Consider the following 26,122-nt stretch of genomic DNA (forward strand, 5'->3'; position numbering starts at 1 on the left):
ATGGCCTCATCGAAAATATCGAGGTGATGTTTGGAGACGTCGATTCCGACGTAACGAAGGGGTATGATCATGGTGCCTGTCCCTGTGATGCGAGGTCTGTTGGCGCAGCCTCGTGCAACTGTTCAGGTTGTAGATGGAACGGGCGGGAGACCGGGCCGGATCACGGCGTCAAGCGCCAAGGACCCAACGGCTTCCCGCCCACCTTCATCATGACAGACTTCCAAGACACAGGGACCCATATCCACCAACGCTGGTTTTGCTAAGGCTGCGGCTGCAGCCTTTGCTAACAACCAACGCCGGTGGTTATGGGTCCCTGCTTTCGCAGGGACGACCCGTTGAGAGATCTGGGCCTAATCCCTGTTCGCCGGCGTCTGGATGAACCCGCGGTTGTGCGTCGGGCTGATCAGGATCTCGTTCATGCAGACCCGCGCCGGCATGCTGGCGACGAAGGCGATGGTGCGGCCGCAATCCTCGGGTTGCAGCATCTTGGCCTGCTCGGCTTCGCTCGGCACCACCGGCCGCTGCTTCAGGATCGGAGTTGCGACCTCGCCCGGCGACAGGCAGCAGGCGCGCAGGCCGTTGACGCATTCGTCCATGTTGAAGGAATGGGTCAGCGCCAGCACCGCGTGCTTGGTGGTGGTGTAGGCCGGGCCCGGCATCTTGGAGACATGACGGCCGGCCCAGGAGGCGACGTTGATGATGCAGCCGTCCTTCTGCTTGCGCATGGTCGGCAGCACCGCGCGCATGCAGTAGAGCACGCCGTTGAGGTTGACCTCGACCAGCTTGTCCCAGCCCTCCAGTTCCATGTCGGCCCAGCTGCGCTTCGGCACATTGATGCCGGCGCTGTTGACCAGGAGGTCGATGCGGCCGTGCTTGGCGACGATCGCCTCGGCCGCCTTGTTGACGTCGGCCTTGCTGCTGACGTCGAGCGGGATCGCCTCGGCCTTGCCGCCCTTTTTCGTGATGTTGGCCACCACGCGGTCGAGCTCTTCCTTGCGGCGCCCGGAAACCACCACCGTCCAGCCGTCCGCAGCCAGGAATTCCGCCCCGGATTCACCGATTCCCGTTCCGCCGCCGGTGACCCAGGCCACGCGTTTCCCATTATTTGTCATGCAAACTGTCTCCGTTGCTTTCCGAAGGGCGTTTTTGCTAATGCACCCAGACCTTTCCGGCGCTTTCGCCCCTCAGGGGATGTTGCATGAACACGACCACCAACGCCAACCTGTTTTCCCGCCTGTTCGACGGCCTCGACGACCCCAACCGGCTCGCGATCGAGCAGCTCGACGGCAGCCGCATCTCCTACGGAGATTTGATCGCGCGCGCCGGCCAGATGGCGAATGTGCTGGTTGAGCGTGGCGTCAAGCCGGGCGACCGCGTCGCGGCGCAGACCGAGAAATCGGTTTCCGCACTGGTGCTCTACCTCGCCACCGTGCGCGCCGGGGGCGTCTATCTGCCGCTCAACACCGCCTATACGCTGAACGAGCTCGAATACTTCATATCAGATGCCGAACCTTCGCTGGTGGTCTGCGATCCCTCCAAGCTCGAGGGCATCACAGCGATCGCGGCCAGGGTGGGCGCCAGGGTCGAGACGCTCGATCCGACCGGCAAGGGCTCGCTGACCGAGGCCGCGGACAAGGCGCCGAAGGAGTTCGCGACCGTGCCGCGTGCGAACAACGATCTCGCCGCGATCCTCTACACCTCGGGCACCACCGGCCGTTCCAAGGGCGCGATGCTGTCGCACGACAATCTGGCCTCGAATTCGTATTCGCTGGTCGACTACTGGCGCTTCACCGACAAGGACGTCTTGATCCACGCGCTGCCGATCTATCACACCCACGGCCTGTTCGTGGCGAGCAACGTGACGCTGTTTGCGCGCGCCTCGATGATCTTCCTGCCGAAGTTCGATCCGGACGTGATCATCAAGCTGATGGCGCGCGCCACCGTGATGATGGGCGTACCGACCTTCTACACCCGCCTGCTGCAGAATCCCGGCCTGAACAAGGACGCGACAAAACACATGCGGCTGTTCATCTCGGGCTCGGCGCCGCTGCTCGCCGACACCCATCGCGAATGGTCTGATCGTACCGGCCACGCCGTGCTCGAGCGCTACGGCATGACCGAGACCAACATGAACACAAGCAACCCCTATGACGGCGACCGCGTGCCCGGCGCGGTCGGCTTCGCGCTGCCCGGCGTGACGGTGCGGGTCACCGATCCCGAAAGCGGCAAGGAGCTCGCGCGCGAGACCATCGGCATGATCGAGGTCAAGGGCCCGAACGTGTTCCAGGGCTACTGGCGCATGCCGGAGAAGACCAAGGCCGAATTCCGCGACGACGGCTTCTTCATCACCGGCGACCTCGGCAAGATCGACGACAAGGGCTATGTCCACATCCTCGGCCGCGGCAAGGACCTCGTGATCTCCGGCGGCTTCAACGTCTACCCGAAGGAGATCGAGAGCGAGATCGACGCCATGCCCGGCGTGGTCGAGTCCGCCGTGATCGGCGTGCCGCATGCCGATTTCGGCGAGGGCGTCACTGCCGTGCTGGTCTGCAGCAAGGGCGCCGACGTCAGCGAAGCCTCGGTGCTGAAGGCGCTCGACGGGCGGCTCGCCAAATTCAAGATGCCCAAGCGCGTCTTCGTGGTCGACGAATTGCCGCGCAACGCGATGGGCAAGGTGCAGAAGAACATTCTGCGGGACACGTATAAGGATATCTACGCGAAGTAGCCCAACTTCGTAACCCGGATGAAGCGAAGCGAAATCCGGGAGCGGTCTATCGTCTGCAAGAGTTCCGGATTGCGCTTCGCTCAATCCGGGCTACGCGATACCTATAAAGGATATTTGCAAGGTGTAGTCACGAGGCCTTTGGCATGGATCGAGAGCGGGCGGTCGAACTGAAGAAACATCTACTGAAAGTGGGCCGGGCACTCGATCGTACAGTCATCGCCACGAAGGGAATCGACAAGATCGACGGCGCCGCCTTGTTGGAGCATCTGACCAAGGCCTGCGAAGTCGTCTACAAGAAACTGTTCGACATCTATGCCCAGTATCCAGAGCTGGCGCCGCGCCCCAAACCTCCACGGATCAGCAGCACGCTCACCTGGGATGAGGTTTCGCCGAGCCTGTCCATATCGGTCACCAAACTCGACCAGATCATCTTCTCTGTCATGGAGCCAAAATGGCGGAAGATGTTGATGATTGTGGGTCAGGCACTCGTGGCCTGTGACGACATTGGGTTGGCGATCACCAGTGAGACGATCGCGGCCCGGATTCAGGAATTGGCAAGTGTGGGCCACTTCGAGTGCCAGGGCGACCTGCGGTACTGGGGCAATAGCATGATCCGATTGAAGGCCTCGCTTGTGGGCCAGGTGTCGTAGCCTTCCCGGCTAATGCCCACCGACGAGGCTGATCACGAACCGTCCGCCGACGATGAAGAGGTAGGCCCCGAACGCCACCTCCAGCGCGCGCTTCGACAGCGCGTGCGCGACCTTGACGCCGAGCGGCGCGGTGACGAGCGTGGTCGGCATCACCAGGAGCGCGCCGATCAGCGAGACGTAGCCGAGCGCGAACGGCAGTTGCAGGGCGGCGACATCAGGAAAGCGCGCGGCTGCGGGCCAGCCGGCATAGACGTAACCGAGCGCGCCCGGGATCGAGATCAGCACCGCGAGTGCGGACGAGGTCGCGACCGCCTGATGGATCGGCCGGCCGTAGAAGGTCATCAGCAGATTGGCGAACAGGCCGCCGCCGATGCCCATCAGCGTCGACAGCAGCCCGACGAAGAAGCCGTAGACGCGCATCAGAAAGCCTTTCGGCACGTCGTCGCCGAGCTTCCAGGTGTCGCGCGCCAAGAGCAGCCGCGCCGCCGCCGACCACGCCACCATCACGAACACGATCTTGAACAAGCGCTCCGGCGCGAAGCGCGCGGTGACGCTGCCGGCGGCGACGCCGATCAGGATCGGCAGCCACCAGCGCTTCAGGATCGTCATGTCGACGGCGCCGCGGCGATAGTGCGCACGGAACGAGCTCAGCGAGGTCGGGATGATGATCGCGAGCGAGGTACCGATGCAGAGCGGCATCCGCACTTCGAGCGGCACGCCGGCGAGACGGAAGCATTCGTAGAACACCGGCACCAGGATCGCGCCACCACCGATGCCGAACAGGCCGGCGAGAAAGCCCGACAGCGCGCCGACCGCGATCAGCAGCAGTGCAAGTTCGACAAGCTCGGCGACATCAAGTCCAGCCATCATCATTCCCGCCACTCAGGAGCCGTCTCTGCGGGCGCGATCGGCCAGCCACAATGCGACCAGGGCTGCCACCGGCGCAGCGCCCGCGATCATGGCAAGACGGAGTGGGGTCGCATGCGCCGCGCCCGACAACAGCAGCGCCAGGACATCGATTAGCAACCCGACGCACGAGAACACAAGCAGGTCGGCCGGATCGTCGGCGTCGGCCCGGCGGTGCGCCCTGCCGCGTTCGACGGAATCGGATCGGCTGGAAATCGAGGTCATGTCAGGCTCCTCACATCTCGGGCCGACAAGCTAGACCCTTCTGTTGAGCGGGAGTATCTATGCGTTTGAGCAGGCTCTCTTGCGAAAAGCGGAAGGATTGGGCTTGGACCAGCTTGCGGCGATGGCGGCGTTCGTCCGCGCGGTCGATAGCGGCAGCCTGTCGGCGGCGGCGCGCGCGCTGCCGAGCTCGCTGACCGCGGTGAGCCGGCAGATCAGCGCGCTGGAAGAGCATTTCGGCACCCGCCTGCTGCTGCGCACCACCCGCCAGCTCGCGCTGACCGATGACGGACGCATTCTCTACGAGCGAGCGAAAGCGATCCTCGGCGAGGTCAGAGAGATCGAGGCCGCGCTGTCACGCGATCCGCACCAGCCATCGGGGCGGATTCGCGTCAGCTCTCCGAGCCTGATCGGGCGGCTCGTCGTCGCGCCGTTGCTGGTCGAATTTCTGCGCTGCTATCCGGCGCTTTCCGTCGATCTGCTGCTGATCGATCGCGCCGTCGACATGGTCGAGGAGGACATCCATCTGGCTATACGGATCGGCCGCTTGCGCGATTCGCAGCTCGTCGCGCGCAAGCTCACCGACCTTCAGATGATCGTCTGCGCATCGCCGGATTATCTGGATCGACGCGGCGAGCCGCAGACACCGGCCGAGCTTTCGGCGCATGATTGCCTGGTGTTTTCCGATTCGCCTGGTAGCGCCGAGTGGCGCTTTGCCGACGGCACGAAGACGGGCCGCAAATTCCGCATATCCGGTCGGCTCTGGATGAATAGCCTCGACGCGCTCGTTGGTGCGGCGCGGGACGGCGCCGGCATCGTCCGCGTGCCGTCCTGGCAGGTGCAGTCCGATGTCGCGAGCGGCCGGCTCCGGCGCCTGTTGATCAAGCACGAGCCAGCCCCGACACCGCTGCATCTGATGCTTCAGCCGTCGCGCCTCGCGTCGCCTAAGATCAGGGCATTTGTCGATTATCTGGTGGAACAGTGGGACAAAATCGACGCCTTCCGGAGCCCACATTCGCGCGCCTGAGCGCACTCGAGCATTCTGCGGACGTTGATTCATTTCTTAGTTCACTAGATCTTGCATCTGGTATACCACGCTGCGGATCAACCAGAATTCGGCAAGTCTAACAATGAACTTCGGTTCGACCGAAGGCTATTTGGCCGTTGCGCGGGCTGATCCTAGTCCGTAAATAGAACTCCTCTACCGCGTTCCCCGATGGGCCGGCCGCGGTCCCTCACACCATAAAGCCCGCCGATGACCGCCAGGATCGAACGACCGCTTTCACCCCATTTGCAGACCTACCGGTGGACGCTGACGATGGCGCTGTCCATCGTCCACCGCGCCACGGGTCTGGCCCTCTATTTCGGCACCCTGCTGCTCGCCTGGTGGCTGATCGCAGCAGCCTCCGGCCCCTCGGCCTACGCCAATGTCCAGGCCTTCACCGGCAGCGCGATCGGCAAGCTGATCGTGTTCGGCTACACATGGGCGCTGATGCATCATCTGTGCAGCGGCATCCGGCATTTCGTCTGGGACCTCGGCTACGGCTTCAAGGCCAATGAGCGCGAAGCCCTGACCTGGGGCGCGCTGGTCGCAGGCATCGCGCTGACCGTGCTGATCTGGATCATTGCCTACGCCGTCGGAGGTGGACGATGAGCGGCCCCTCGATGCGCACGCCGCTGGAGCGCGTCCGCGGCCTCGGCTCCGCCCACACCGGCACCGGCGACTTCTGGCGCCAGCGCCTCACCGCGGTTGCGATGACGCTCTTGATCGTCCCCGTGATCGTCGTGGTGATCATGCTGATCGGCCGCAATCATGCCGGCGCGGCGCAGATCCTCGGCTCGATCCCGATCGCCATCATCCTGCTGCTCTTCATCGTCGCCAGCACCTGGCACATGAAGATCGGCATGCAGGTCGTGATCGAAGATTACATCCATAATGAGAAGCTGAAGATCGCCAGCGTGATGGCGAACAACTTCTTCTGCATCGCGGTCGCATTGGCCTCGATCTACGCAATCCTCAAATTGTCGTCGGGAGTTTGACCCATGGCCGGTGAAGGAAACGGCAAGGCCACCAACGGTGGCCCGGCCACGAACGGCAAGGCCTACCCGATCCAGGACCACACCTACGACGTCGTCGTGGTCGGCGCCGGCGGCGCGGGCCTGCGCGCCGTGGTCGGCTGCTCGGAAGCGGGCCTGCGCACGGCCTGCATCACCAAGGTATTCCCGACCCGCTCGCACACCGTTGCGGCGCAGGGCGGCATCTCGGCCTCGCTCGGCAACATGCACCAGGACGACTGGCGCTGGCACATGTACGACACCGTGAAGGGGTCGGACTGGCTCGGCGACCAGGACGCGATCGAATACATGGTGCGCAACGCGCCCGACGCGGTCTACGAACTCGAGCATTGGGGCGTGCCGTTCTCGCGCACCGAGGACGGCAAGATCTATCAGCGCCCGTTCGGCGGCATGACCATCGACTTCGGCAAGAGCCAGGCGCAGCGCACCTGCGCCGCCGCCGACCGCACTGGTCACGCCATGCTGCACACAATGTACGGCCAGTCGCTGCGCCATTCGGCGGAGTTCTTCATCGAATTCTTCGCCATCGACCTGATCATGGACGATCAGGGCGTCTGCCGCGGCGTGATCGCGCTCAAGCTCGACGACGGCACGCTGCATCGCTTCCGCGCCCAGACCACGATTCTCGCGACCGGCGGCTATGGCCGCGCCTATGCCTCCTGCACCTCGGCTCACACCTGCACCGGCGACGGCGGCGGCATGGTGCTGCGTGCCGGCTTGCCGCTGCAGGACATGGAGTTCGTCCAGTTCCATCCGACCGGCATCTACGGCTCGGGCTGCCTCGTCACCGAAGGCGCCCGCGGCGAAGGCGGCTATCTCGTCAATTCCGAAGGCGAGCGCTTCATGGAGCGCTACGCGCCGTCGGCCAAGGACCTCGCCTCGCGCGACGTCGTCTCGCGCGCGATGACGATCGAGATCCGCGAAGGCCGCGGCGTCGGCAAGAAGAAGGATCACATCTTCCTGCACCTCGATCACCTCGATCCGAAGGTGCTGCACGAGCGGCTGCCGGGCATCTCGGAATCGGCGAAGATCTTCGCCAATGTCGACGTCACCCGCGAGCCGATCCCGATCGTGCCGACCGTGCACTACAACATGGGCGGCATCGCAACGAATTATCACGCCGAGGTGCTGACCAAGCGCAATGGCGACGACAATTCGGTGGTGCCGGGCCTGATGGCGATCGGCGAAGCCGCCTGCGTCTCGGTGCATGGCGCCAACCGCCTCGGCTCCAACTCGCTGATCGACCTCGTGGTGTTCGGACGCGCTGCGGCGCTGCGCCTTGCCGACAAGCTGACGGCGAACGCCAAGCAGCCGGAGTTGCCGAGGGATTCCGCCGACCTCGCGCTCGGCCGGCTCGACCACTTCCGCCACGCCTCCGGCGGCACGCCGACCGCGAAGCTGCGCGACAGCATGCAGCATGTGATGCAGAACAATTGCGCGGTGTTCCGCACCGGCGAGGTGCTGAACGAAGGCCAGAACCTGATCCACAAGGTCTATGGCGGCGTCGGCGACATCTCGGTCTCGGACCGCTCGCTGGTGTGGAATTCCGACCTGATCGAGACGCTGGAATTCGACAATCTGATCGTGCAGGCGGTCGTGACGATGGATTCGGCCGCGAACCGCACCGAGAGCCGCGGCGCGCATGCGCGCGAGGACTTCCCGGACCGCAACGACAAGGACTGGATGAAGCACACGCTGACCTGGATCGATCCGGCCGGCAAGACCGCGATCGAGTACCGTCCAGTGCACAGCTACACGATGACCAATGACGTGCAGTACATCCCGCCGAAGGCGCGGGTCTACTGAGAACGAAGGCGCGCAAACATGGCTGAATTCGCACTTCCGAAGAATTCGAAGATTTCCGGCGGCAAGACCTGGCCGAAGCCGGCCGGCGCCACCGAGACGCGCGAATTCCGGGTGTATCGCTGGAACCCGGACGACGGCAAGAATCCGAGTGTCGACACCTATTATGTCGACACCCATGATTGCGGTCCGATGGTGCTCGACGGGCTGATCTGGATCAAGAACCACATCGACCCGACGCTGACCTTCCGCCGCTCCTGCCGCGAAGGCGTCTGCGGCTCCTGCGCGATGAACATCGACGGCCAGAACACGCTGGCCTGCACCAAGTCGATGCATGACGTCGGCGCGGGCGGCGCGGTGAAGGTCAATCCGCTACCGCACCAGCCGGTGGTCAAGGACCTGGTCCCCGACCTGACCAATTTCTACGCCCAGTATGCCTCGATCGAGCCGTGGCTGAAGACCACGACGCCGACGCCGCAGAAGGAGTGGAGGCAGAGCCACGAAGACCGCGAGAAGCTCGACGGGCTCTACGAATGCATCCTGTGCGCCTGCTGCTCGACCTCCTGCCCGAGCTACTGGTGGAACAGCGAACGCTTCCTCGGCCCCGCCGCACTGCTGCAAGCGACGCGCTGGGTCACCGACTCCCGCGATGAAGCGACCGGCGAGCGGCTCGACAATCTCGAGGACCCGTTCCGCCTCTATCGCTGCCACACCATCATGAACTGCGCCAAGGCGTGCCCGAAGGGCCTCAATCCCTCGGAAGCGATCGCCGAGCTCAAGTTCAAGCTGGTCGAACGCCAGATCTGATCCGACGCGACCGCGGCTGGCCTGTTCTCAGCGGCCAGCCGCCGCAGACCGGATCAGGATGTCGGCGCCGACCGCATCGACCCCCGGCTTGCGGAGGTCGAGCACGACGTCGACGATGCTGTGATCATCCGGATCCATCGTCATCGTGAAGCCGAGATCGCGGCACATCCCGATCATCGTGGTGTTCTCGGTCAGCACCTGGCCGGACAGGCGCTGCAATCCCTCCGACCGCGCATAGTGGATCAGGAGCTGCATCAGCGCCCAGCCAAGCCCTTTGCCCTTGAGATCGGACTGCAGCAGGATCGCGTATTCGGCGTTCTCGTACAGCGAGTCCGAATGCAGCCGGACCGCGCCCATCATCTCGCCTGAGTTCGGATCGAGCGCCACGAAGGCCATCGCGCGCGCATAATCGAGCTGGGTCAGGCGCGCGATGAAGGCGTGCGAGAATTCCTTCATCGCATGGAAGAAGCGCAGCCGGAGGTCTTCGGCGGTGACGCGCCGGAAGAAGGCCTCGACCATCGGCTCGTCCTCCGGCCGCATCGGCCGCACCGTGACGCGCGAGCCGTCGCGGAGCGCAAGCTCGCCCTCCCATTGCGACGGATAGGGCCGGACCGCGAGCCGGGTCTGGCCGGCAAACAGCCGCGTCGGCTTGCGGATCGCCACCCGCGCATCGAGCGCGAGCACGCCGCTCTCGTCCGCCAGCATCGGGTTGATGTCGAGCTCGGCAACTTCAGGGATATCGGCGGCCATCTGCGCCAGCTTGACCAGGGTGAGCGGCACCATGTCGGGCGGGACGGCGGGCACATCGCCATAGCCGCCGAGCAGTCGCGAGACGCGGGTACGTCCGACCAGCTCGCGCGCGAGATTCATGTCGACCGGCGGCAGCGCCAGCGCCTTGTCGTTGATCACCTCGACGGCGGGACCACCGCGGCCGAACACGATCACCGGACCGAAGGTCGGATCGTCGGCGATGCCGAGGATCAGTTCGCGTGCCGCGCGCCGCACGATCATCGGCTGGATCGTCACGCCCTGCAGGATGGCATCGGGCCGCGCGCTCCGCGCCCGCGCCATGACGGTCCGGGCGGCTTCAATGACGCTATCTTTGGTGCGCAGGTCGAGGATCACCCCGCCGACATCGGACGCGTGGCGGATGTCGCGCGAGAACACCCTGACCACGATCGCATGTCCCGCGGCCAGGAACGGCGCGGCCTTCGCGGCGGCGTCCTCCGCGCTGTCGGCGACAACAGTCGTCACGATCGGAATGCGATAGGCCTCGAACAGCGCGACGATCTCGGCCGGATCGAGCCAGCCGCGTCCCTCCGACAATGCGGTCATGACCACATGCCGCGCCGCCGCTGTCTCCGGCGTGAACACCGAGGCGACGCCGGGCGGGGTCGCGGCGAGCGCTGTGGAGGCCTCGCGGTAGCGCACCAGATACATGAAGGCGCGCACCGCATCGTCCTCGGTCGGGAAATGCGGGATTCGCGCCGCCTCGAAGATCGCGCCGGTGCGCTCGTCGGCGCCGACCCACGCTGCCAGCACCAGTGCGGCCACCGCACTTCGTTTGGTCCTGCGGTCGCGCACGCATTGCGCCACCGCTTCGGCAATCCCCACGGCCGGCGCCACCGCCGTCTCGACATTCGCGACCAGAACGGCGTCGCTGTTGGCGTCATCGAGCAACGCGTTGAGCGCCACCACGTAGCGGGCGGCATCCGCATCGCCCGCGATGTCGACGGGATTGGCGCATGACCAACCCGCCGGCAGCATCTGGTCGAGCCGCGCGATCGTCCCGTCGGTCAATGTCGCGGGCACGCCGCCGAGCTCGGCCAACCGGTCGGTCGCGAGAATGCCGAGCCCGCCGCCATTGGTCAGGATCGCCAGCCGGTTGCCGCGCGGCACGAAGCCGCGGCCGAGCAGCTCGGCGCAATCGAACAGCTGGCGCAGGTCGTAGACGCGCAGCATGCCGGCGCGGCGGAACGCGGCGTCATAGACCGCATCGGAGCCGGCCAGCGCGCCGGTATGGGTCGCGGCGGCCTTTGCGCCCGGCGCCATCCGTCCCGACTTGACGATGATGACCGGCTTCATCCGCGCGGCGGCGCGCGCCGCCGACATGAACTTGCGCGCGTCCATGACCGCCTCGAGGTAGATCAGGATCGCGCTGGTGTGATCGTCGAGCGCGAAATAATCCAGCAGGTCGGCGACGTCGACATCGAGCTGGTCGCCGATCGAGGCGATGCCGGAGAAGCCGAGCCGGCGCTCGGCCGCCCACTCGATCATCGCCGAGGCGACCGCACCCGACTGCGAGATCAGAGCGACGTGTCCATCGGAGGGCTGATGCGAGGCGAAGCTCGCATTGAGCTTGGCGCGCGGCACCATGACGCCGAGGCAATTCGGTCCGATCAGGCGCATGCCATAGCGCCGCGCCGTCTGCCCCGCGATCTCTGCCAGTGAACCCGCGCCGTGGCCGAGACCGGCCGACAGGATCGCCGCGCCGGCAACACCGGCGGCACCCGCCTCCGCCACGATCTCTGGAACCGCAGCCGCCGGTGCGCTGATCACGACGAGGTCCGGAACGAATGGCAGCGACTTCAGGTCCGGAACGGTCGGCGCGCCATCGACCTCGGCATAGTGCCGATTGACGACGCCGAGCTTGCCAGTGAAGCCGCTCGCCTTGATGTTTCGGAGCACCGCCGCGCCGAGCGACGACGGCCGCGGGCTGCCACCGATCACCGCGATGCTTCGAGGCGAAAATACCCGCTCCAGGCCGAACGTCGACATTGCGTGGTCTCGCAGGGAACACGCGGACGCGCGAGGCGTCCGCGCATGAACTCTACTTCGTCGTTCGGTCCATTGCACCCATCGCGCAGCGAGAGTCCAATCAATGCAGGCCGAGCGCCTGCGCCAAATTGAAGGTCAGGAAGCTCGCGACATAGGCCAGTGCGAGCATGTAGACGAACGTCACCACCATCCACTTCGCGCCGCCGGTCTCGCGGCGGATCACCGCGAGCGTCGAGGCGCATTGCGGGGCGAAGATGTACCAGACCAGCAGCGAGAGCGCGGTCGCCAGCGTCCATTTCTGCGCCAGCACCTGGCCGATCGCATCCGCCGCCTCCTTGCCGCCCTCGATCGAATAGACGGTGCCGAGTGCGGCGACCGCGACCTCGCGCGCCGCCATGCCCGGGATCAGCGCCACCGCGATCTGCCAGTTGAAGCCGATCGGCCGCAGCAGCGGCTCGAGCGCATGACCGATCATCGCCGCAAAGCTGTAATTGATCGCGGGCCCATCGGCGCCGGCCGGCGCCTGCGGGAACGAGGCCAGGAACCAGATCAGCACCATCATCGACAGGATCGTGGTGCCGGCGCGATACAGGAACATCTTGGCGCGGGTGAACACGCCGAGCGCGATGCTGCGCAGCCGCGGCACCTTGTAGTCGGGCAATTCCAGCATGAACGGCGCCGGCGCATGGTCGCGCCACAGGAAGAATTTCGCGATCGCCGACACCGTCAGCGCGCTGGTGATGCCGGCGGCATAGAGGCCGAACATCACGAGCCCCTGCAGATTGACGAAGCCCCACACCGTGGTCGCCGGGACAAAGGCCGAGATGATCAGCGTGTAGACCGGGATGCGCGCCGAGCAGGTCATCAGCGGCGCGATCAAAATCGTGGTCAGGCGGTCGCGCGGATTGTCGATCACCCGCGTCGCCATGATGCCGGGAATCGCGCAGGCGAAGCTCGACAGCAACGGAATGAAGGCGCGGCCATGCAGCCCGGCGCCGCCCATGATGCGGTCCATCAGGAACGCAGCGCGCGCCATGTAGCCGAAATCCTCCAGCAGCAGGATGAACAGGAAGATGATGATGATCTGCGGCAGGAACACGATGACGCTGCCGACGCCGGAGATCACGCCGTTTTGCAGGAAGCTCTGCAACAGGCTCCAGCTCTCCGGCAGCACGCCATGAATTAATTGCCCGAGCGCCGAGAAACTGTCCGACAGCAACTCCATCGCCGGCTGCGCCCAGCTGAACACGGCCTGGAACATCACGAACAGGATCACGGCGAGAACGAGAAGGCCCCAGACCGGATGCAGCACGACCGAATCTATCCGGCTGGTCAGCGTGTCGGGCTTGGCCGGCAGCGTGACCGCCGCGGCGATGATGCGGTCCGCCTCGCGCTGCGCCGCCTTGAGGTCGGCGATCGTCGGCGTCGTCCATTCGCTGGCCGCGGCCTCATGCGACCTCGCCAGGAATTCGTCGGTCCGCTTCAACAGCTCGTCGACACCGCCCTTGCGGACCGCGACCGCGGTCACGATCGGTAGCCCCAGCTCCTGCGACATCCGATCCAGATCGATCGTGACGCCGCGGCGCTTCGCGATATCGATCATGTTGAGCACGAGCATCATCGGCCGGCCGACGCGCTTCAGCTCGAGCACCAGCCGCAAGGTCAGCCGCAGATTGGTGGCGTCGGCGACGCAGAGCACGAGATCGGGCACCGCCTCGCCGTCGAACCGGCCGAGCACGATGTCGCGGGTGATCTCCTCGTCCGGGCTGCGGCCGCGCAGCGAATAGGTGCCGGGCAGGTCGAGCACCGTCACGCTGCGGCCCTCCGGCGTGACGAACCCGCCGGATTTGCGCTCGACCGTGACGCCCGGATAATTGGCGACCTTCTGGGTGCTGCCGGTCAGCCGGTTGAACAGCGACGTCTTGCCGGTGTTCGGGGCACCGACCAGCGCCAGACGCAGGGATGCAGCGGTCATTCGACGATCACAGCCATTCTACGATTACAGCCGTTCTACGATTACAGACATGGCTTCGCTCCGGCGCAGCGCGATCGTGATGTTGTCGACGCGCACCGCGATCGGGTCCCTCCGGATCGTGCCCTCATGCAGGATTTCCACGCGCGCGCCCTCGACAAATCCCATCTCGACCAGGCGCTGCTCGAGCTCCTGCGGAGACAGCGATGAGCCCGTCACGAGCGCATCGAGCCTGATGATCTTTCCGACAAAACCGCGATCCGCACGCCCGAGCCGGATGTCCTGTAAATTATCCTGGGTGGAGTTTGGATCGCCTGTCATGCGGCCTGTTTTTCAGCAGGTAGTCACAGGGTCAAGCATTTGCCCGTGAGAGGTTTTAGAACTCCTAAAAACAGCGCCCGGAAGCGCGATCCGGGTCGATTTTCCGCTTGACTGCCGGCTGCGTGCTAACGAGGCCGTGATGGCACCGCGCAACATCCACCCCGTGCCGCTCCGGAGGTGAGCCGGCTCCCAATTGATCGATCCGGGTTGGCCTCCGGTAACCTTGACCGGCGGCGGGATGGCGCCTGCGCCGCACGCCAGAGCGGGGATTCGCTTTCTCCGGCGCAACGGTTTGCGTTAAGGTCCGCAAGGAGCCGGAGCGCCCGTGCAGACCGCACACCGCAATTCGCTGAGACTGCTGCAATGGATGATGGCCGCGTCGCTGGCCCTTCCGCTGGCGCTGTTCATATTTGCTTCCGTGATGTCCTGGATCTCGACCAGCGAGGCCGCCGACCAGGAGATCCAGCGGACGCTCGACGTCACCCATGAGCACGCGCTCAAGGTGTTCGAGACCATCGACCGCAGCCTGGCCGAGGTCACCGAGGTCATCCGCGGCATGCGTGACGACGACATCGTCGTGCACAACAAGGACCTGCACCAGCGGCTGCGCCAGGTCGCCGAGGCGCTGCCCCAGGTGAAATCGGTCTGGGTGTTCGATTCCAATGGCCGCGCGCTGGTCAACAGCCTGATGTATCCAACCCCCGACATCGATTTCTCGGATCGGGACTACTTCCGAATCCATGTCCAGGGCGACTACGGCACCTATATCGGCGAAGTGCTGAAGCCGCGGCCGCCCTATCAGGGATCACGATTCTTCGGCGTCGGCCGGCGCCGCAACAATGAGGACGGCAGCTTTGCCGGCGTGATCCAGGCCTCGGTGCTTCCGGAATATTTCGAGAATTTCTATGCCCGGATCGGCCGCGAGCCCGGCAGCTTCCTGGCGCTGATCCGGGCCGACGGCACGGTGCTGGCGCACTACCCCGTCCTCGGCCACGAGGTCCGGTTCGAGCCCGGCGGCCCGCTCGGACAACAGCTCGTCGCCCATCCCGAAGCCGGCACCATGACCATCCAGTCTCCGGCGGACGGCATCGAGCGGCGCATGCGCTATCAGCGGCTGGCCGGATACCCGATCTATGTCAGCGCCGGCCTCGAAACCGAGGCCATCCGCTCGCGCTGGGTCTCGACCATAGCCCAGCACCTGATCTTCGGTATCCCGGCCACCGCGCTGCTGTTCGGCCTGCTCGCGCTCGCCTTCCGGCGAACCCAGCGCCTGCAGGAGGAGGCCAACCGGCGCATCGAAGCCGAGGAGGCGTTGCGGCATGGCCAGCGGCTCGAGGCGCTCGGCCAACTCACCGGCGGCGTCGCGCACGACTTCAACAATCTCCTCACCGTGATCCGCGCTTCGGTCGACATGTTGCGGCGGCCGGACCTGCCGGAGCCGCGGCGACAGCGCTACATCGACGCGATCTCCAACACCGTCAATCGCGCCGCCAAGCTGACCAATCAGCTGCTCGCGTTCGCGAGGCGGCAAGCCCTCAAACCCGAGGTGTTCGATGCCTCCCAGAACGTCCGCACCCTGAGCGAGATGATCGCAACCCTGATCGGCTCGCGGATCGAGATCACGGCGCAGGTGCCGGACGAGAGCTGCCTCGTCAACGCCGACGCCGGCCAGTTCGAGACCGCCATCATCAACATGGCGGTCAACGCGCGCGACGCCATGGACGGCGTCGGCCGGCTCACGATCGCGGTTCGCGCCGTCGACAAGCTGCCGTCCGCGACCAGCATGCCGCCGAGCCGGCAGGGCCACGTCGCGGTGTCGGTGGCCGACACCGGCGTCGGGATTCCGCAGGAGCTGTTCGGCCGCATCTTCGAGCCGTTCTACACCACCAAGGAGGTCGGTCACGGCACCGGCCTCGGCCTGTCGCAGGTGTTCGGCTTCGCCAAGCAGTCCGGCGGCGAGGTCACCGTCACCAGTGAAGTCGGCAAGGGTGCGACATTCACGCTGTATTTGCCGCGCGTCACCGGCGGGCACGGCGCGCAACCACGGCTCACCGAGGATGCACCGTCGGTCGACCGGACCAGCGCATCGGTCCTGATCGTCGAGGACAATGCCGAGGTCGGCAAGTTCGCCGCCGACACGTTGACGCAGCTCGGCTGCACCTGCGTGCTGGTCGAGAACGCCACCCACGCGCTGGAGGAGCTCGCAGTCGACCCCAGCAGGTTCGACCTGGTGTTCACCGATGTCGTGATGCCCGGCATGAGCGGCATCGAGCTCGCCGAGGAGATCCGCCGGCAGGGCCTCGACCTGCCGATCGTGCTCGCCTCCGGCTACAGCCAGGTGCTGTCGCAGCAAGGCAGCGGCGGCTTCGAGCTGCTGCAGAAGCCCTATTCCGCCGAACAGCTCGCGCGCGTGCTGCACAAGGCCGCGCGCTCGCGGAGGCTGCGGCGGGATCAGGCGCCGGCGGAGTGAATGAATCGCGTGCGCGTGCCGCCAATTCGCCGTCAGTGAAGATGCTCGCGGCCGGCCGCCGGAAACGGGATGGAACCGGCTGATTTCCCTGGCGTTGACGTGGCATGGGTAAAGCCGCGGCAAAATCCGGATCTGCGTGCAAGCAATCCTCGAGCAAGGCCGCACCGCGTCGGAAGGCAAGCGCAAAGCGAAGCGATTCTGGAAGCAAGGACCACGCGAAGACCGAAGCGGACGACAAGTCGGAACTTGTCGAGGTCGTCGCAGAAAACGGCGATCATGTCGAACCGCCGCCGCCGGAAGTCCTCGAACCCGATCCCGAATTATCGCCTGAAGAAGCCGAGGAGGCGCGCAAGGACTATTTGCTGACGCGGTTCTGGATCACCGCGCGCGGCTACTGGGGCCGCAATGGCGACCGGCTGGCGTGGCTGTTCACGATCGGCTTGCTGCTGCTGATCGTCGCCAATGTTGCCGTCCAGTACGGCATCAATGTCTGGAATCGCGCGATCTTCGATGCGATCGAGAAGCGCGACGCCGCCACTGTCTTTCACCTCACCGCGATCTTCTTCCGCTTGCGATCGGCAGCGTGCTGCTGGGCGTTGCCCAGGTATTCGGCCGCATGGCCATTCAGCGGCGCTGGCGCGCCTCGCTGACCAACACCGTCGTCACGCGCTGGCTGGCGAATGGCCGCTACTACCAGCTCAACCTCGTCGACGGCGATCACAAGAATCCGGAATACCGGATCGCGGAGGATCTGCGGATCGCAACCGATTCACCGGTCGACTTCATCGCCGGCGTAACGTCGGCGCTGCTCTCCGCCGTCACCTTCATCATCGTGCTGTGGACGATCGGCGGCGCGCTGACGCTGACGCTCGGCGGCACGTCCGTGACCGTCCCGGGCTTTCTTGTCGTCGCCGCGATCGTCTATGCCGCGATCGCGTCCGGCTCGATCATGGCGATCGGGCGCCGCTTCGCGCAGATTTCCGAGGACAAGAACCAGGCGGAGGCCGAATTCCGCTACGTCCTGACCAGGGTGCGCGAGAACGGAGAAAGCATCGCGCTGCTCGGCGGCGAGACCGAGGAGCGCGACGGCATCGACAGGACGTTCTCGAATGTGCTGCGGCAATGGGCGCGGCTCGCCGGTCAGCACATGCGCACGACGCTGGTGTCGCAGGGGTCGAGTCTGATTGCGCCGGTGGTACCGTTGCTGCTGTGCGCGCCGAAATTCCTCGACGGCAGCATGACGCTCGGCCAGGTGATGCAGGCGGCCTCCGCCTTCACCATCGTGCAGGCCGCGTTCGGCTGGCTGGTCGACAATTATCCGCGCCTCGCCGACTGGAACGCCTGCGCCCGCCGCATCGCGTCGCTGATGATGTCGCTCGACGGACTCGAACGCGCCGAGACCGGCGACGGCTTCGGCCGCATCAAGCGCGGCGAGACCGCGGGCGAGGCCATGCTGAGCCTCAACGACCTCTCCGTCACGCTCGACGACGGCACCGCCGTGGTCGGGGAAACCGAGGTCGTGATCGAGCCGGGCGAGCGGCTGCTGGTCGCCGGCGAATCCGGCACCGGCAAAAGCACGCTGGTGCGCGCCATCGCCGGGTTGTGGCCATGGGGCGGCGGCAGCGTCAGCCTGCACGCGGACCGCCGCCTGTTCATGCTGCCGCAAAAGCCTTACGTGCCGTCGGGCACGCCGCGGCGCGCCGTGGCCTATCCCGGCGCGGCGGAGGACTGGAGCGTCGAGGAGATCGGCGATGCCTTGCACAAGGTCGGCCTCGACCATCTCAAGGAGAAGATCGAGGAGGACGCGCCGTGGGACCAGACGCTGTCCGGCGGCGAGAAGCAGCGGCTCGCCTTTGCCCGCCTGCTGCTGCACAGTCCCGACATCGTGGTGCTCGACGAGGCGACCTCGGCGCTCGACGAGAAGAGCCAGGACAAGATGATGCAGATGGTGACGGCGGAATTGCCGAAGGCGACCATTGTCAGCGTCGCGCATCGCGTCGAGCTGGAGGCCTTTCATAGCCGCAAGATCGTGCTGGAGCGACGCAAGGGCGGCGCCAGGCTGGTCAGCGATGTCGATCTGATCCCGCGCAAGGGCAGGCGACGATTGCTCGGGAGCTTCCTGCGGCAGCGGCAGACCGGCAAGGCCGCATAACGGACGTTGGCGCTCCCGGCAAAACCGGCTATGCATGCCGCGCTTTCGATGAGGCCATGCGTGATACCCAGCAACGACATTTCGCCGGCGCCGTTCGGCGCCTTCGCGCCCAATGCGGCGCAGGCCACGATCATCCGGCTTGCGCATGGCTCGGGATTGAAGCGCGGCGCGTTCCGGCCCTGGCTGTCGCGGCTGGTCAATCTGTTCGGCGCGGGGCCGCTGGACGTCACCTATCAAGGCGCGTCGTTCCGCTTCTATCATCAGGCGAGCGCGACCGAGCGCGGCGCGCTGTTCAATCCCGATTACAATCTTGAAGAGCTCGCCTTCCTGCGGGCGCATGTCGGCGCTGGCGGCACCTTCGTCGATCTCGGCGCCAATGTCGGCACCTATGCGCTGGCGCTGGCGCGCGATGTCGGGCCCAATGGCAAGGTGATTGCGATCGAGCCGCATCCGGTGACGCATGCCCGGCTCAAGTTCAACACGCAGGCCTCCGGCTATAAGCAGGTGCGCCTGGTTGCGGCGGCGGCCGGCCCCGTCGACGGCGAGCTGATGATCGAGACCGACGGCGACAATCTGGGCGCCAGCCACATCGTCACCGGCACACCCACCGGCAAGGCGTTCAAGGTGCCGTCGCTGCGGCTGCAACGCATTCTCGATGAGGCCGGCGCCGAAAAGGTCGACGCGCTGAAGATCGACGTCGAGGGATTCGAGGATCGCGTACTCACCGGCTTCTTCCGCGACGCGCCGGAGCAGCTGTGGCCGCGCGCGGTCGTGATCGAGCATCTGTCAAAGGACGAATGGACCGACGACTGCATTGCGGACATGCACACGCGTGGTTACGTCGATCAGGGCCGGACGCGCAGCAACACGCTGCTGGTACGGGACTGAGCAAAGCGACCTCCCCTTTCCATGGGAAGGTGAAGCGAGAACGCGGATGCAAATTCATCACGACGAGGGAGGCGCGCGATGATCGACCATATCGGCTTTTCGGTCTCTGACTACGATCGCGCGAAGGCATTCTACCAGGCGGCGCTGGCGCCACTCGATTACGGTCTGATCATGGAAGTGCCCGCCGAGGTGACGGGGCATGCGCCTGCGGCGGGCTTCGGCGCCAACGGCAAGCCGGACTTCTGGATCGGCGGCGAAGGCGCGATGAACAAGCCGGTGCATATCGCGATCACCGCCAAGGACCGCGCTACCGTCGACGCCTTCTACAAGGCCGCGATGGCAGCCGGCGGTCGCGACAACGGCGCGCCCGGCATTCGCGCGCATTATCACCCGAACTATTACGGCGCGTTCGTGCTCGACCCCGACGGCCACAACATCGAGGCGGTCTGCCACACGCCTGGCTGAGGCGGAAACGCCAGGCTCTGCCAGGCGCGGGCAGGACATTCGGCGAATCACCGGCGCGCGGACCGTCGGGCCCGCCGCCTGCGACAGATCGCCCGCGCGGGCGATAAATCACCCTCGCGCCTCAGTTCCAGATCGATTGCGAATGTGTCGAAGCGTTTCTTCTGAATGTCCAGTGAACAAAGACACATGCAACCCGTTATAATGTCGAAATAAACTTCGTCGAAGATTCGGCGCTCGCCACAATCCGGCCTAACGGCTGGCAATTCATCGTCCTGCCGAATTGTTCGGCTTTCACGTTCTTTCCTTCCTGCCCAGACTTTCCGCCGGGGACTCCAAGACATGACAAAGCTTCGTCTCGTGCTGCTTGCCACGACTGCGCTGACGGTGATGCAGTTCGCCACCTCAGCGTCGCACGCCCAATCCTCGCCGCTGATCGTCGCACAGGCACAGCAGAAGGAAGAACTCGGACCGGACGGAAAGCCGAAGCCGCGGCCGGCACCAGGCGCGCCCGCACATCCGGCACCGCCGGCCGCAGCGCCTCATCCGCAGGCACCGCCTCCTGCAGCCGCGCCGCATCCGGCCCCGCCGCCGGCCGCAGCGCCCGCGCGCCCGACGCCACCCGCAGCACCTGCACGGCCCGAGCCGCCGGCCGCTGCACCCGCAAAGCCGACGCCGCCTCCGGCAGCCGCACCGCATCCGGCGCCCGCACGGCCTGAACCGCCTGCCGCGCGCCCGGCAACGCCGCCGCCGCCCGCGGCTGCGCCCGCCAAGCCTGCGACGCCGCCGCCACCCGCAGCAGCACCCGCGAAACCTGCGACGCCACCGCCGCCGGCGGCGGCCCCCGCTCATCCCACGCCGACCCCGCCGCCGCCTGCGGCTGCACCGCAACGGCCGGGCACGCCGCCGACGCCAGCGCCAGGGGCCGCGCGCACACCGCCGGCTCCCGCGCCGGGCGCCGCCGCGCCGGCAGCACCGGGTGCCGCCCCCGCAGCACGCCCCGGCACCCCGCCCGCGGCCGCAACGCCTGCACCGGCCGCAACGCCGGCGCCGGGAGCTCCGACGACGGCGCCGGCCGAACGCCGGCCTGGCGATCGTCCGGGTGGTGAACGTGGTGAACGTCCTGGCGGTGCCAAGCAACCGCCGGGCACACCGCCCGCCGCGACATCGCCGGCAACACCGAGCACGGCACCGACAGCACCGGGTGCCGCTCCCGCGGCACGCCCCGTCACGCCGCCTGCGGCCGCAACGCCAACGCCGGCCGCCCCCGCAACGCCGGGCGCCGCAACTCCGGCCCCGGGTCAGCAGGGACGTCCGGCCACGACACCTGGAACGCCTGCGGCACCTGGAGCAGCGATGGGCGCGCCCGGCGCGGCACCGGCTCCGGCCCAGCAGGCACGCCCGGGCGCTGCGCCGGGCCTAACGCCGGCCCAGGGCGCCGCCATGGGCGCGCCGGCACCGTCGGTCGTTCCCGGCTCGGCAGCCGCAACGCCGCCGCCCGGCCGCGCGCAATACACGCCGCCGACGGTCGCGCCGGCGTTCCGGGCCGCGCCTGCCGTCGCAGCGCCGCTGCCGCCGCCGCCGCGGCATGACAACATCAAGCCGCTCGCGATCGGCGCCGCGGTCGGGGCCGGCGTGGTCGCCGGCGCCATCATCGGCGGCTCGATCGCCGAGCTGCACAACCAGCGGCAGGAGGTCGTCGAAGGCGGCCGCACCATCTACACCGAGCCGGACCGCGTCATCATCCGCGATCCGGGCGGGCAGGCCTATGTGCGGGGCGACGACGTCTATCGCTTCCGCTATGGCGCACGCGACATCCGCACCGAGACGATCGGCGGCGAGACCCGCACCGTCGTGGTGCGCCCCGACGGCAGCGAGATCATCACGGTGGTCGGGTCGGACGGCCAGATGCTGCGCCGTATCCGCAGGGATCCCGGCGGGCGCGAGCTCGTCATCATCGACAACAGCTATCGCGATCCGCGTGCGGTCGGCGGCTTCTATGTCGACGTGCCGCCGCCGGTGGTCAACATTCCCTATGATCGCTACATCGTCGACGCGCAGGAGGCGTCACCGGACGTGATCTACGAGACCATGGAGGCACCGCCGGTGCAGCGGATCGATCGGCGCTACTCGCTCGAAGAGATCCGCTACAGCCCCAATGTCCGCATGCAGATGCCGAGCATCGACGTCAACACGATCAACTTCGACTCGGGATCGTGGACCATTCCGCCGGACCAGGCGGCGAGGCTGCAGGTGATCGCCGACGGCCTCAACCGGGCCATCCAGCGCAATCCGCGCGAGGTGTTCCTGATCGAAGGCCATACGGATGCGACCGGCAACGACACCGACAATCTGTCGCTGTCCGACCGCCGCGCGCAGTCTGCCGCCGAGTTGCTGACGCAGCAGTTCGGCGTGCCGGCGGAAAACCTGACCTCGCAGGGCTACGGCTCGCAATATCTGAAGGAGCAGACCGACGGACCGAGCCGCATCAACCGGCGCGTCACCGTCCGCCGCATCACCCCGCTGCTCAACGGCGGCACCGCCTCCGCCGCTCCGCCGCGCTGAGCCGGCGAGACATCGGAAGACGAAATGGCCGGGAGCGATCCCGGCCATTTTTGTTTCTTCTCCTTCCCCCTGGAAGGGGGAAGGTCGGGATGGGGGTCCAGCCGCAGAGACGGTGTCTGCGGAGAGAGCAGATCCCCACCCGCTTTGCTCTGGCGAGCAAAGCGACCTCCCCTTTTCAAGGGGATGTTGGACAAGCGTCGTCGCTGACACCAAACCTCCAACAGCAACCCTCGCTCGTCATTTCCCCGCACCCAATCCCAGCGCCTCGACCATCACGCGAAACACCTCGGTGTTGTCCATCGAGCCGTGAACGCGCTCGCTGCCCGGCCCGGTCGCGGTGAGGATGACGTCCTCGCCGGAATGCACGCTGGCGCCGATCATCGCCGGCAGATTGCCGAAGCGCAGCACGACGCCGGGCACGTCCTTGTACTTGTCGTTGGCCTTGAAGGTGTCGGGCTGGTCGCCCTTCACGGTCGGCTCGTTCGGATCGTCGAGCTTCGGGCGGAACGTCTCGTAGTGGTCCGGCAGGCTGGCCGAGAAGATCGCAAGCCGCCTGGAGACATCGACGCGTGACGGATAGCCCTCCGCATCCGCCGCCGGGTAATTCGGGAAGCCGGCCTTCTCATAGACGCCGACGCGCTCGCGCAGCGGCACGTTGGGCGACGCAGTCATGTCGTCATTGATGGTGCCGACCAGGCTGTTCGGATGGTTGTGATCGGCCACGACCAGAAACAACGTGTCATCGTTGCGCGCTTTCGCCCAGTCCTTTGCCAGCCGCACCGCATTGTCGAGCATGATGGTATCGTAGACCGCGCGCTCCATGTCGAGCAGATGGGCGTATTTGTCGATCAGGCCGGACTCGACCATCAGGAAGAAGCCGGGCTCGTGCTTCGACAGCACCGTGAGCGCAGCCTGGACCTGCTCGGTCAAATCGGGCTGCTCGGGGAATTTCTTGACGCCACCACCCTTGAGGAATTTGCGGTCGAGCGCGCCGTCCATGTTGCCGGGCGCGAACAGGCCGAGCAATTGCCGGGTCTCCGGCTTCGCGGCCAGCGCGTTCAGCTCGCTCGCGGTGGTCGCGACCGGATAGCCGGCGTCGCGGAAGCGCGCGAGATAATCGACATCGTCCCTGCGTTTCGATCCCGCCGCGGACTGCGGCAGGAAGTTCGCGGAGCCGCCGCCCATCAGCACGTCGGGCCTGGCATCGAAATATTGCGCGACGATCGCATCATAGGCGGCGCGGCGGCGGGTGTGCGCAACCATCGCCGCCGGCGTCGCGTCCTCGACCTCGGTGTTGGTGACGATGCCGACGGCGAGGCCCGCCCGCTTCGCGAGGCTCGCAATGGTCTCGACCCTGGGATCGTCGAGCGGATCGGGCGTTCGATCGGCATAGACGCCGAGCGCATTGACCGCGGCCTTGTGGCCGGTGGCGTAGGCGCTCGCGGCATTCGCCGAATCGGTGATGATCGAATCCGAGCCTGCGGTCGCCACCAGCGCCATCTGCGGCATGTCGTCGATCGCGAGCTTGCCGCGGCTCTTACCTTCAGCGATTCCCTTCGAGAGGATTCGGGCGGCGACGCGGTGCGCCGGCGACATCCCGTCGCCGATGAACAGGATCACGTTCTTCGCCTTGCGCGGCCCGGTGTCGTAGACGGTCCAGGTCACCGCGCGGCTCTGCGCGCCGTCGCTGACCTCGACGGTTACAGGGCCGGGTTTGGCGAGCGAGACATCGCGCAACAGCAATGCCGACTGGTCCCGGCCGGCCTCGCGCGCGGTGAAGATGCCGGACTGGCCGAACACCGCGGCATGATCCATGCCGTTCAGCGTGACTTTGAGCTTGGCCTGATCGACCACGCCGGGAAGCTCGACCTTGAAGTCGAATTTCGACCCCGCGAGGATATCGGCGCGATCGATCGGATAGATGGTCTGCGCGAGTGCCGGCACCGCCGACAACAGCAGGGTGACGGCCACGCCGGTTACTTGCTTGATCATGATCGATGCTCCGCCCCTCGCGCACGATGCGCAGGGGGCGGAGGCTAGTGGCGACGGATGACGCCGCAATGAGGCGGCGCCGGGACGTATTGCCGCAAGGGCGTCAGCGCGCCATCTGCTGCGGATCGTAGAAGAAGCGCTCCTCGACCAGTTCCTCGCCGCGCCAGGTCTGCCAGGCGACCTCCTCCATGCTGCGGACCTTGCCGTCCTTGCCGGTGAACTCGAACCGCCAGCAGATCGCCGAATGATCGCCGTCGAGCAGCAGCGGCCCGAGCCGCGTGGTTTTGACGCCGGAGACCGCGGCCAGCACCGCCGCCTCACGCGCCGCCAGCGCCTCGCGGCCGACGCGCCATTCGCCGTCGTTCTCCTGAGTGCGGGCATCGGTCGAGTAAAAGTTCCTGATCGCGCCAACATGATTGTTGGATTCGACCGTGTCAGCGAAGGCTTGCAGCGTCTTGAGCGAGGGCATGGGCACTCTCCATTTACCGACTAATGGTCGATATTTATCGACTGGCAGTCGGTAAGTCAACTGGCGCCGCTGCGGAACCTGGGCTAGAGATGCGGGATGGCAACCCAGGCCGAACGGCGCGAGAAAACCAGAGCTGCGATCGTCAAGGCGGCGCGGCGCATCTTTGGCGAGCGCGGCTTTGCGGCGACGACGATGGACGACATCGCCACCGGAGCGCGCGTCGCCAAGGGCGCGGTCTATCATCACTTCGCGACCAAGGAGGCGGTGTTCGCGGCGGTGTTCGAGCAGGTGTCGATCGACCTCGTCGCCGATCTCGACCGCATCTCGCGCGCCGAGAACGATCCGCTCGCCGCGATGGCGGCGGGCACGCAGGGCTATTTCGCGGCGTGCTCGAAGGGCCCGACCGGCCAGATCATCCTGCGCGATGGCCCGGCCGTGCTCGGCTGGGAGCGCTGGCGCGAGATCGACGCCAAGCATTTCGGTGGCAAATTCCCGCGCGCGCTGGCGGCTGCGATGGACGCCGGCGTGATCGCGCAGCAGCCGATCGAGCCCCTGGCGCGGCTGCTGCTCGGCGCGGTGACGGAGGCCGCGGTCGCGGTGTCAGCGGGACCCGACATCGGCAAGACCGGCACCGATTATGCGCGCGCGTTCCGCTCGCTCTTGGATGCGCTGAGGGTGAAGTGAAGTTGTTTTGGCAAGCTAAGCTTGCCCTATGCCCGTCACCCTGAGGAGCGCGCCTGCGCGCGTCTCGAAGGGTCGACGGCCACTAGCCGGGCCGCGCATCCTTCGAGGCTCGCAAGCGCTCGCACCTCAGGATGACGGGGATGGACTGCTGCGCTTGCCCGCGACGACAGCGAGTTTGCG

General features: G+C 66.3%; 21 protein-coding genes and 1 pseudogene. 14 read left to right on the plus strand and 8 right to left on the minus strand.

Features of this window, described 5'->3' with window-relative positions; translation table 11 throughout:
• On the plus strand, nt 1-263 hold a 263-nt coding region (locus BI327_RS42960; protein WP_210191225.1), incomplete at its 5' end, for a hypothetical protein.
• Nucleotides 264-350: 87 nt separating this feature from the next.
• On the opposite strand, the gene BI327_RS22690 is transcribed toward BI327_RS42960, so the two are convergent.
• The gene (locus BI327_RS22690; protein ID WP_076863228.1) at nt 351-1,112 is read right to left on the minus strand and encodes an SDR family oxidoreductase; all 762 of its coding nucleotides are present in this window, start codon (nt 1,110-1,112) and stop codon (nt 351-353) included.
• 86 nt (nt 1,113-1,198) lie between these two features.
• On the opposite strand from BI327_RS22690, the gene BI327_RS22695 reads away from it, so the two are divergent.
• Nucleotides 1,199-2,725: a malonate--CoA ligase gene (locus tag BI327_RS22695; protein WP_076863229.1), complete on the plus strand. Its 1,527-nt coding sequence runs from the start codon at nt 1,199-1,201 to the stop codon at nt 2,723-2,725.
• Between the two features lie 143 nt (nt 2,726-2,868).
• Complete coding sequence (locus BI327_RS22700; protein ID WP_076863231.1) at nt 2,869-3,375, plus strand: DUF3658 domain-containing protein; 507 nt, start codon at nt 2,869-2,871, stop codon at nt 3,373-3,375.
• 9 nt (nt 3,376-3,384) lie between these two features.
• On the opposite strand, the gene BI327_RS22705 is transcribed toward BI327_RS22700, so the two are convergent.
• Nucleotides 3,385-4,245 carry a sulfite exporter TauE/SafE family protein gene (locus BI327_RS22705; RefSeq protein WP_076864234.1) on the minus strand — a complete coding sequence of 287 codons (861 nt, stop codon included), beginning with the start codon at nt 4,243-4,245 and terminating at the stop codon, nt 3,385-3,387.
• 12 nt (nt 4,246-4,257) lie between these two features.
• Nucleotides 4,258-4,506 (minus strand): hypothetical protein, encoded by a 249-nt coding sequence (locus BI327_RS22710; protein WP_076863233.1) that lies wholly within the window; start codon nt 4,504-4,506, stop codon nt 4,258-4,260.
• Nucleotides 4,507-4,627: 121 nt separating this feature from the next.
• Here BI327_RS22710 and BI327_RS22715 point away from each other — a divergent pair, with 121 nt between their 5' ends.
• The 5 genes from BI327_RS22715 to BI327_RS22735 all read left to right on the plus strand — a co-directional run bounded on the left by BI327_RS22715 (nt 4,628) and on the right by BI327_RS22735 (nt 9,189).
• Nucleotides 4,628-5,530 carry a LysR family transcriptional regulator gene (locus BI327_RS22715; RefSeq protein WP_245334942.1) on the plus strand — a complete coding sequence of 301 codons (903 nt, stop codon included), beginning with the start codon at nt 4,628-4,630 and terminating at the stop codon, nt 5,528-5,530.
• Between the two features lie 228 nt (nt 5,531-5,758).
• Complete coding sequence (gene sdhC, locus BI327_RS22720; RefSeq protein ID WP_028340868.1) at nt 5,759-6,157, plus strand: succinate dehydrogenase, cytochrome b556 subunit; 399 nt, start codon at nt 5,759-5,761, stop codon at nt 6,155-6,157.
• 11 nt (nt 6,158-6,168) lie between these two features.
• Nucleotides 6,169-6,543: a succinate dehydrogenase, hydrophobic membrane anchor protein gene (sdhD, locus tag BI327_RS22725; RefSeq protein ID WP_089025584.1), complete on the plus strand. Its 375-nt coding sequence runs from the start codon at nt 6,169-6,171 to the stop codon at nt 6,541-6,543.
• Nucleotides 6,544-6,546: 3 nt separating this feature from the next.
• Nucleotides 6,547-8,385 carry a succinate dehydrogenase flavoprotein subunit gene (gene sdhA / locus BI327_RS22730; RefSeq protein WP_076863238.1) on the plus strand — a complete coding sequence of 613 codons (1,839 nt, stop codon included), beginning with the start codon at nt 6,547-6,549 and terminating at the stop codon, nt 8,383-8,385.
• A gap of 18 nt (nt 8,386-8,403) precedes the next feature.
• Nucleotides 8,404-9,189 (plus strand): succinate dehydrogenase iron-sulfur subunit, encoded by a 786-nt coding sequence (locus tag BI327_RS22735; protein ID WP_076863240.1) that lies wholly within the window; start codon nt 8,404-8,406, stop codon nt 9,187-9,189.
• 27 nt (nt 9,190-9,216) lie between these two features.
• Here BI327_RS22735 and BI327_RS22740 read toward each other — a convergent pair whose 3' ends face one another.
• From BI327_RS22740 to BI327_RS22750, 3 genes are all read right to left on the minus strand, one after another.
• Nucleotides 9,217-11,967, minus strand: a complete 2,751-nt coding sequence (locus BI327_RS22740) for a bifunctional acetate--CoA ligase family protein/GNAT family N-acetyltransferase (RefSeq protein WP_076863243.1) — start codon at nt 11,965-11,967, stop codon at nt 9,217-9,219.
• A gap of 100 nt (nt 11,968-12,067) precedes the next feature.
• Nucleotides 12,068-13,942 carry a ferrous iron transporter B gene (gene feoB, locus BI327_RS22745; RefSeq protein ID WP_076863244.1) on the minus strand — a complete coding sequence of 625 codons (1,875 nt, stop codon included), beginning with the start codon at nt 13,940-13,942 and terminating at the stop codon, nt 12,068-12,070.
• A gap of 24 nt (nt 13,943-13,966) precedes the next feature.
• Nucleotides 13,967-14,260: a FeoA family protein gene (locus BI327_RS22750; RefSeq protein WP_076863246.1), complete on the minus strand. Its 294-nt coding sequence runs from the start codon at nt 14,258-14,260 to the stop codon at nt 13,967-13,969.
• Nucleotides 14,261-14,585: 325 nt separating this feature from the next.
• Between BI327_RS22750 and BI327_RS22755 the strand changes: the two genes are divergently transcribed.
• The 5 genes and pseudogenes from BI327_RS22755 to BI327_RS22775 all read left to right on the plus strand — a co-directional run bounded on the left by BI327_RS22755 (nt 14,586) and on the right by BI327_RS22775 (nt 22,797).
• A complete protein-coding gene (locus tag BI327_RS22755) occupies nt 14,586-16,730 on the plus strand; it encodes a hybrid sensor histidine kinase/response regulator (RefSeq protein ID WP_076863248.1) in 2,145 nt (714 codons plus the stop codon).
• 104 nt (nt 16,731-16,834) lie between these two features.
• Nucleotides 16,835-18,882: pseudogene (locus BI327_RS22760) on the plus strand (ABC transporter ATP-binding protein/permease).
• Nucleotides 18,883-18,912: 30 nt separating this feature from the next.
• Nucleotides 18,913-19,770 carry an FkbM family methyltransferase gene (locus BI327_RS22765; protein ID WP_167386904.1) on the plus strand — a complete coding sequence of 286 codons (858 nt, stop codon included), beginning with the start codon at nt 18,913-18,915 and terminating at the stop codon, nt 19,768-19,770.
• Nucleotides 19,771-19,848: 78 nt separating this feature from the next.
• Entirely contained in the window at nt 19,849-20,235 is a 387-nt protein-coding gene (locus BI327_RS22770; RefSeq protein WP_076863250.1) for a VOC family protein, read from the plus strand.
• Nucleotides 20,236-20,574: 339 nt separating this feature from the next.
• Nucleotides 20,575-22,797: an OmpA family protein gene (locus tag BI327_RS22775; protein ID WP_076863252.1), complete on the plus strand. Its 2,223-nt coding sequence runs from the start codon at nt 20,575-20,577 to the stop codon at nt 22,795-22,797.
• 237 nt (nt 22,798-23,034) lie between these two features.
• Here the strand turns inward: BI327_RS22775 and BI327_RS22780 are convergent, their stop codons facing one another.
• Both BI327_RS22780 and BI327_RS22785 read right to left on the minus strand, forming a co-directional pair.
• Nucleotides 23,035-24,789 (minus strand): alkaline phosphatase, encoded by a 1,755-nt coding sequence (locus BI327_RS22780; RefSeq protein WP_076863254.1) that lies wholly within the window; start codon nt 24,787-24,789, stop codon nt 23,035-23,037.
• 103 nt (nt 24,790-24,892) lie between these two features.
• Nucleotides 24,893-25,258: a polyketide cyclase gene (locus BI327_RS22785; RefSeq protein WP_076863256.1), complete on the minus strand. Its 366-nt coding sequence runs from the start codon at nt 25,256-25,258 to the stop codon at nt 24,893-24,895.
• A 96-nt stretch (nt 25,259-25,354) separates the two neighbouring features.
• On the opposite strand from BI327_RS22785, the gene BI327_RS22790 reads away from it, so the two are divergent.
• Nucleotides 25,355-25,942, plus strand: a complete 588-nt coding sequence (locus BI327_RS22790; RefSeq protein ID WP_076863258.1) for a TetR/AcrR family transcriptional regulator — start codon at nt 25,355-25,357, stop codon at nt 25,940-25,942.
• Nucleotides 25,943-26,122: the final 180 nt, after the last annotated feature.

The sequence above is a fragment of the Bradyrhizobium mercantei genome (genome assembly GCF_001982635.1).
Taxonomy (GTDB): Bacteria; Pseudomonadota; Alphaproteobacteria; order Rhizobiales; family Xanthobacteraceae; genus Bradyrhizobium; species Bradyrhizobium mercantei.